Origin of the sequence: Bradyrhizobium sp. CCH5-F6, from assembly GCF_001556045.1 — a bacterium.
GTDB lineage: Bacteria > Pseudomonadota > Alphaproteobacteria > Rhizobiales > Xanthobacteraceae > Bradyrhizobium.
In genome coordinates this window covers 68460-75379 of sequence record NZ_LSIC01000113.1, presented here as the reverse complement: position 1 = coordinate 75379, position 6920 = coordinate 68460, and the positions used below count along the sequence as shown (strand labels likewise).

The window sequence follows — 6920 nt, the reverse complement described above, 5'->3', positions numbered from 1 at the left end:
ATCCTGATTGTCGCGCGCTTCCCACCCAGATTGTCGCGCTATACGGCGCCCATCGCGAGCGAGGCGCTCAAGCACATCGCCGAGTTCTACGCGATCGAGAAGGACATCCGCGGCCGCAGCGCCGAGGAGCGTCGCCTCGTCCGGCAGCAGAAAAGCCGGCCGCTTGCCGATAGATTCCAAAAGTGGCTCCACACAAAGCTCGCCCTGATCAGCCAGAAGGGCAAGCTCGCCGAGGCCATCCGCTATGCGCTCTCGCGCTGGGAGGGCCTGACGCGCTTCATCGATGATGGCCGTATCGAGCTCGACAACAACGCTGTCGAGCGTTCGATCCGTCCGATCACGCTCAACCGAAAAAATGCGCTGTTCGCAGGCTCCGACGGCGGCGCCGAGCACTGGGCCATCATCGCCTCTCTGGTCGAGACCTGTAAGTTGAACGACGTCGATCCGCTCACTTACCTGACCGACGCCTTCACCAGGATCGTCACCGGCCATCTAAACAACGACATCGATCAGCTGCTTCCGTGGGCCTATTGTCGTCAAAACCTCAAAGCCGTGGCCTGAGAACGACGCTTACGAATTTGTTGATCGTCAAGCCGAATCATGATCTTCCCATCGATTGGCGCTAGATCGCGATGCGGGCGCCCTGCTGATGTGCGCAAGCAATCGAGGTGTCGATCATCCGGACTGCGGCATCATGGGCTGCAGCAAGTGCGTCTACGATCAGGCCCAGACGCCACCCCGTCGTCCGCGGACGAAACGGTTGTAGCAAGGGGTGTAACGGTCCAAACGCCGCGGGCAGATCACGCCAGGGTGCCGGATCGCAAGAACCAAAAGATGCCATTGAGGACACGACGGTCGTTCACTAGAGGGACGCCAAGCGGCTTAATCGGTTGCATGGGCTGGACGGCAATCCATTCATAATCGGCGAGTTTGTAGCGCATGATTCGAGCCAGTTTGGAAGTTTGAATCAACTAAAGGCGCCAGACGCAACGCTTCCGGTCAGGCCCCGGTGGACGCTTACCGAGTAGAAGCAAACATGAGCCAGCCGACAATCTCCGCTGAAACCGTTGAAAATGACCGTCATTGCCCCTAGCCCAAGAATAGCCCCCCGTGCTTTGATTGTGTGGTCGAATTTGCGGATCATCTAGGGGGCGTTTCTTTGACGACCGAGCGTGTGGACCGGCGACTGGCAGCGGTGCTGGCGGCGGATGTCGCTGGGTACAGCCGACTGATGGGGGCCAACGAGGAAGACACATTGGCCCGGCTAAAGGCTGTCAGAAACATCCTGGTTGAGCCGGCTATAACCTCCCATCGTGGCCGGATCGTTAAGACGACCGGCGACGGTCGCTGGTGGAGTTTGCCAGCGCCGATGCGGTGCGCGGTGCGACTGAAGTCCAGCGCAGCATGGCCGAGCAGACCGCCGTGCCGCAGGATCAACGGATCGAATTTCGCATGGGCATTCACGTTGGTGACATCATTTTAGATAATAACGACATTTTCGGCGATGGCGTCAACATTGCTGCCCGCCTAGAGAGTCTTGCCGAACCTGGCGGGGTTTGCATTTCGGATGACACCTATCGGCAGATCCGGGGCAAGGTCGACATCGCATGTGACGACCTCGGACCACAGAACCTCAAGAATATTGCCGATGCGATGCGGGCTTGGCGCCTTCAATTGACCAATCGAGCTTCGTCCATGGCACATCCGGTTCGGGCATAGCCGCGCCAGCGGTTCTGGCTTTACCCGACAAGCCCTCCATCGCGGTGCTGCCGTTCCAGAATATGTCCGGCGATCCCGAGCAGGAGTATTTCGCCGACGGCATGGTGGAAGACATCATCACTGCGCTGTCACGCTTCAATTCCCTGTTCGTGATCGCCCGCAATTCGAGCTTTACCTACAAGGGAAAGGCGGTCGACATCAAAAGGGTCGGCCGCGAACTCGGCGTGCGCTACGTGCTGGAAGGAAGCGTCCGGAAGGCCGGTGGCCGGGTGCGCATCACCGGTCAGCTGATCGATGCGGCGAGCGGCGCCCATCTTTGGGCGGACGGGATCGACGGCGAATTGACCGACGTCTTCGAGCTTCAGGACCGGATAACGACGAGCGTGGTATCCTCGATCGCGCCGAAGATAGAACAGGCGGAGATCGAGCGGGTCCGGCAAAATCCTACGAACGTACCGGACAGCTACGATTCCTATCTGCAGGGACTGGCGCTGGCTAGTCGCGGGCAAGGCGCCGAGGCCAGGAGCCTGTTCAAGCGGGCGATCGAGCAGGATCCGCTATACGCCGCTGCTCACGCGATGGCGGCTTACATCTACCTCGTGGATCAAGCTCAGTACGGTGCGATAGCGGACGCGGGCATGCGCGCCGATGCCGCCGCGCTTGCCAATGCCGCCCTGAAACTCGCTAACCAGGACGCCTTCGTGCTGGCCCGCTCCGCCCAAGCCCTCACCTACCTCGGCCTCGAATACGACCGCGGGGCCTCGCTGGTAGAGCAGGCGATCGCCCTGAATCCAAACTTGTCCGTCGCATGGCTCGCAAGGTGCTGGGTTTCGGTCATGCGGGCTGACGCGGAGCGGGGGATCGAAAGCTTCGAGAAGGTGATGCGGCTAAGCCCTCTCGATCCGCTCAAGCCTTTCTTCGTGGCCGGCGTTGCGCACTGCCATTGGTTTCAGGGCCGTTTCGAGGAGGGGTGCGAGCTTGCCAAGGAGGCCATTCAGATTCGACCGCACCTTCAGCCGTTCGCATCCTACATCGTGAACAGCGTAGCGCTCGGAGATCTGCCGGAGGCCAGGAAGGCCGCCCGGCGTCTGCTGGAATTCGATCCCTCCTTCCGGATGTCGGGCGCTGCCGCGATTTTTCTGATCCGGTCTGCGGAATATCGCGAAAAATTTCTGGGCGCCCTCCGGACTGCGGGGCTGCCGGACTAGGTGGTGTGGACACATATCGCATCCATAAGATGGTGCGAAGGTGACGAGCGCAACGTAATTTCGGGCTGTCTCTTCGAAGCGGCTTTGCGATGCGCGGATTTGAGTTTTGAGAAGCAGCACGCTACGAGGTGGCGTTGGGCGTAGAGATGCTGTCGCGCGGGTATTTGAGCGCCCGCGACTGTTTATAGGGGGTAACGGCAAGCGCTTCCTCGCGACGGAACTTCCCAAGTCATTGGAACTCTCGAGCGTGTGCGTTGTGGATGCCAGGGTAATTCTGAAGGAGGCGAAGGTCACAAGCGAACCCGACGCGTTAGTTGAGTTTCTTGAGACGCTCGGCTTTGCGGTGAAGCGGATCGGGTTGACCGCCGTTTATCTAGGGAGCCAAGATGCGCGTCATCACGCGCAAGAACTGCCGATGAGATTCATCCGCCATGAACGGGAGCGCAATGAGAAACGTGAGAAACGTGGCTACGATCTTTGGAACGTAAATCAGCGTTTGCTCCTGAATTTGCGTCAGGGCTTGAAAGAGCGACACGAGAACTCCGACGATGGTTCCCACCACCATCAGAGGGGCGGACACGAGAACGACGGTAAAGAGAGCGTCTTCGGCCGAAGCGATTACTTCCGCGCCCGTCATCGCGAATCCCCTCAGGATGAGTTGAGCAGTTTCTGTTTGGTCCGAAATGGTTAACGAAAGGTTAACAAGCCTCTGGTCAGGACGGCCGCTGCGAGGCTACTATACAGGAAGGGAGAGGCCGGTCCGAGCGAGCTTCGGCATGCGGTCTCCGATGAAATCCCGGTCGGCTGGACGCCTTTTCCACCAGCCCAATGTGCTAGGCTGGCGAACGTTCACACGAGGCTGTCATCATGTCGCGTTTGTTCGCCATCCTGATGCCTTTCATTCTTGGTCTGTTGACGATCGGCCCGGTGACGGCTCAGGAGCCAACGCTCGAGCTGGGCCGCGCGGCGTTTGAGGCCAAGATGCGTGGACAATTTGCGCTCGCGATTGGGCTTTTTGATCGCGCCCTGTTGGAGAGCAATCTTTCGGCGGCTCAACGAGGAATGCTCTATTATGGTCGGGGCGCCAGTTACGAGCAACTGGAGGTGAGGGGGCGAGCGCTGTCCGATCTGGATTCAGCCATTGTCCTGTTGCCGGAGTTTCCGAATTCGTATCTCTATCGCGCCCTCATCTGGGTTGCTGAACGCCAGTATGATCAGGCCATCGAAGATCTTCATTACGCGCAAAAGCTCGTCCCGCATGACCCCACCATTCTCATGAATTTGGCGGGCGCATTTGCGCGCCTTGGGCAAGTCGATCGCGCCATAGAGACATACGGACAGGCAATCGCAGAGCGTCCCGACGCAGCGAAGCTCTATTATAGTCGGGCGGTCGCTTACATCCAGAAGAACGATCGTGCAAGAGCACTCAGCGACCTCAATCAAGCGATTATGCTGCAGCCGAAATTTGCTGACGCCTATGAGAATCGCGGCGTGTTGATGAGCATCGATGGGGAGGCCGAACAGGCTCTCGCCGATTTCGATACCGCTATTGCTCTCTCGCCAAATGATGTCAAGTTCAAGGAGAACCGCGCCAATGCGCTTTCAACGCTCGGCCGTTACAGCGAAGCGCTTGATGAGTTCGATCGCGCATTAAAGATCGATCCCGGTCACCCCGCGCTCTATCTGGGACGCGGAAAAGCTCATCTTTTTCTTGAAGATTTCAAAGCCAGCATCGAAGATTTCAAAGTGGCGGTGCGCTTGCGGCCGCTCAATCCCTACTCCGTCATCTGGCTTCACATCGCCCGCTTGCATGCCCACGATCGGGACGATGACGAATTTGCAGAAAATGCCGCCAAGCTTAAACGGGACCTTTGGCCCAGCAAAGTGGTCGATCTCTACCTCGGCACATCTGACGCGGAACAAGTCGTCTCCGCCGCCCTGGCGACAAACGACGATACGGGCAAGCACGGGTGCGAAGCCGATTTCTTCGTCGGCGATTATGAAGGTCATCGGGGCGATTCAACACGGTCGAAAGAGCTGCTGCAACGGGTGGTGACCAAGTGCCGGGCATTCGATGCCGTCTTCAGCGCGGCGCAGTCGGAACTTCAACTTGCCGGCCGTTAATGGCTCGATGGAAATGAGGCGGCTGCGTTCAGACCCGTTCGTGCCCTTCAAGTGTGGGCGCGCCTGCTTTGCAGAAGACGTCTATCTATTGCAGTGTCCAGCGCTTCTTGACATTGTGTGAGCCTGATTCGGCTAAGTGGGGTCGGGGACATGGGCGAAACCACGCTTATTCACCTCTCACGTCTGATCGCGCTTGAACGCAAGCTTGACGTCGTCGCCCACAATGTTGCCAATTCGAACAGCACAGGATTTCGGGCGCGCGAGCTGGCGTTTCGGGAATATCTGAAGCCCGAAAAAGGAGTCGATGAGACAGGCAAAAGGGAGCGTCCGCTATCCCTGGTCGATCCGCGCTTCCAGTTCGGAAGTTCCAGTCAGGGCGCGCTCCAGCCAACCGGCAACCCACTTGATGTGACCATTCAAGGCGAGGGGTATTTGGTTGTTCGAACCGCGCAAGGTGATCGCTATACACGAGCCGGCGCCCTGACGATCGACAGTTCAGGACAGATCGTCACCCTTGCGGGCCAACCGATTTTGGGCAAGAGCGGCCCAATCCAAATTCCCTCGAAAGACGGCGAGGTCAGCATTGCCAGCGATGGTATCGTTAGCACCAAGCGAGCCATTTTGGGTCAGCTTCGCCTGGTTAGATTTGCAGACCGGGAGCGCCTGCAACCGGCCGGCGAAAGTCTGCTGCGAACCGACCAACCGCCGATCGAGCTTGGCTTCGGCCAAGTGACCCTCGTCAGCGGCGCCCTCGAACAATCCAACGTCGCCACCGCGCGGGAAATGAGCCGCCTGGCTGAAATTACACGCTCCTACGAGATGGTCGGAAAACTTCTGAAAAGCTCCCAAGACCCGGACGATCTCAATAAGCTCAGCAACGTGCCGGAGTGAGTGTCTCCACTCCGGCCCGTCTGTGAGCTTCGCCCGACCCCGTTCACGCTGAAGTCTCCATACTCATTGCTCACTCGCCTACTCCGAGTGACCGCGCACCAATTCAGTCGTGGTGACCGCCGCCGTGTCCGCCAAACCCGCCTCCAAACCCGTGACCTCCAAACCCGTGACCTCCGAATCCGTGGCCTCCGAATCCGTGGTCAGCAAATCCATGACCGCCAAAACCATGGCCGCCATCGTAATGATGTCCGCCGAAGCCGAAGCCGGGCGCATAAACGTAACTGCCCGGATAGTAACCGCCACTATAATAAGGAGTTCGAACATAGCGGCGTGACCGATAGCATCTGCCATAGTCATCGCAGACAAGGTGGACCGGCTGCGCATATTGGCTCGCCGCAGTTTGTCCAAACGCCAAGGCGGCTGGCGAATTCGGTGCCAACGGGGCCGCGGATGCCGAGGTTGCAATCGTCATTGCGAAGAGGCTGGCGATTGCCAAGCGCTGCGATGATTTGTGGAACACGGACATGATCGGATCTCCTACATAACGTATGGCATTGTAAGCAATCGAGGGCTGCGCCGGTTCCTGGCTTGAGCGAAACAAAGGTTAACGTCGGCGCAGCGGACAACCTTTTTTCCGCATTGCAAAAAGACGGAACTTGCAGAGGAATGAATTTTAGGAGAAAGTTCCAGCTTAGGAGCACGTGACAGCTGGTTTTACGCGATGGACGAAAAGCGCGACGAATTTCGATCCCGCGTGTTGAAGGCCGCAACCATTAGATTTGGCAATGGTGGTGCCATCAGCTGTGTTGTCCGCAACATGTCCTCGCGAGGGGCCGCACTCGACGTTGAGAGCTCGCTCGACATACCCGACAAGTTCGAGCTGGTCATCGATCGGGATGGAGGCCGTTATCAGTGCCATCTGGTCTGGCGGAAAGCAACGCGCATCGGCGCTCGCTTCCAGCCTGGAGCGAAGTGATG

General features: G+C 58.5%; 8 protein-coding genes and 2 pseudogenes. 6 read left to right on the top strand and 4 right to left on the bottom strand.

The window, feature by feature from the left end; genetic code table 11:
* Positions 1–561, top strand: a 561-nt coding sequence (gene tnpC / locus AX729_RS38770) for an IS66 family transposase (RefSeq protein ID WP_156457091.1), incomplete at its 5' end; no start/stop codon positions are given.
* Between the two features lie 70 nt (positions 562–631).
* Here tnpC and AX729_RS20420 read toward each other — a convergent pair.
* Positions 632–941, bottom strand: a pseudogene (locus AX729_RS20420) (transposase); the annotation flags it as partial.
* Positions 942–1350: 409 nt separating this feature from the next.
* Here AX729_RS20420 and AX729_RS40550 point away from each other — a divergent pair.
* On the top strand, positions 1351–1719 hold the full coding sequence (locus AX729_RS40550; RefSeq protein WP_230646863.1) for an adenylate/guanylate cyclase domain-containing protein: 369 nt from the start codon (positions 1351–1353) through the stop codon (positions 1717–1719).
* 44 nt (positions 1720–1763) lie between these two features.
* Positions 1764–2927: a CadC-family transcriptional regulator gene (locus AX729_RS20415; protein WP_197433633.1), complete on the top strand. Its 1164-nt coding sequence runs from the start codon at positions 1764–1766 to the stop codon at positions 2925–2927.
* A gap of 33 nt (positions 2928–2960) precedes the next feature.
* Here AX729_RS20415 and AX729_RS41160 read toward each other — a convergent pair.
* Together AX729_RS41160 and AX729_RS20410 are read right to left on the bottom strand one after the other, a co-directional pair.
* A pseudogene (locus AX729_RS41160) lies at positions 2961–3132 on the bottom strand (IS5/IS1182 family transposase); the annotation flags it as partial.
* 168 nt (positions 3133–3300) lie between these two features.
* Entirely contained in the window at positions 3301–3564 is a 264-nt protein-coding gene (locus tag AX729_RS20410) for a flagellar biosynthetic protein FliQ (RefSeq protein ID WP_057198455.1), read from the bottom strand.
* Between the two features lie 230 nt (positions 3565–3794).
* Here AX729_RS20410 and AX729_RS20405 point away from each other — a divergent pair, with 230 nt between their 5' ends.
* Entirely contained in the window at positions 3795–5051 is a 1257-nt protein-coding gene (locus AX729_RS20405; RefSeq protein ID WP_057198453.1) for a tetratricopeptide repeat protein, read from the top strand.
* Positions 5052–5201: 150 nt separating this feature from the next.
* Complete coding sequence (locus AX729_RS20400) at positions 5202–5942, top strand: flagellar hook-basal body complex protein (protein WP_057198461.1); 741 nt, start codon at positions 5202–5204, stop codon at positions 5940–5942.
* Positions 5943–6020: 78 nt separating this feature from the next.
* Here the strand turns inward: AX729_RS20400 and AX729_RS39780 are convergent, their stop codons facing one another.
* Positions 6021–6179 (bottom strand): hypothetical protein, encoded by a 159-nt coding sequence (locus AX729_RS39780; protein ID WP_156402839.1) that lies wholly within the window; start codon positions 6177–6179, stop codon positions 6021–6023.
* 484 nt (positions 6180–6663) lie between these two features.
* On the opposite strand from AX729_RS39780, the gene AX729_RS20390 reads away from it, so the two are divergent.
* Complete coding sequence (locus AX729_RS20390) at positions 6664–6918, top strand: PilZ domain-containing protein (RefSeq protein ID WP_057198449.1); 255 nt, start codon at positions 6664–6666, stop codon at positions 6916–6918.
* Positions 6919–6920: the final 2 nt, after the last annotated feature.

Excerpts from the sequence above, each read along its gene's own strand:
- AX729_RS20410 (WP_057198455.1), bottom strand. The coding sequence starts at position 3,564 with ATGACGGGCGCGGAAGTAATCGCTTCGGCCGAAGACGCTCTCTTTACC.
- AX729_RS20405 (WP_057198453.1), top strand. The coding sequence starts at position 3,795 with ATGTCGCGTTTGTTCGCCATCCTGATGCCTTTCATTCTTGGTCTGTTG.
- AX729_RS20400 (WP_057198461.1), top strand. The coding sequence starts at position 5,202 with ATGGGCGAAACCACGCTTATTCACCTCTCACGTCTGATCGCGCTTGAA.
- AX729_RS39780 (WP_156402839.1), bottom strand. The coding sequence starts at position 6,179 with ATGGCGGCCATGGTTTTGGCGGTCATGGATTTGCTGACCACGGATTCG.
- AX729_RS20390 (WP_057198449.1), top strand. The coding sequence starts at position 6,664 with ATGGACGAAAAGCGCGACGAATTTCGATCCCGCGTGTTGAAGGCCGCA.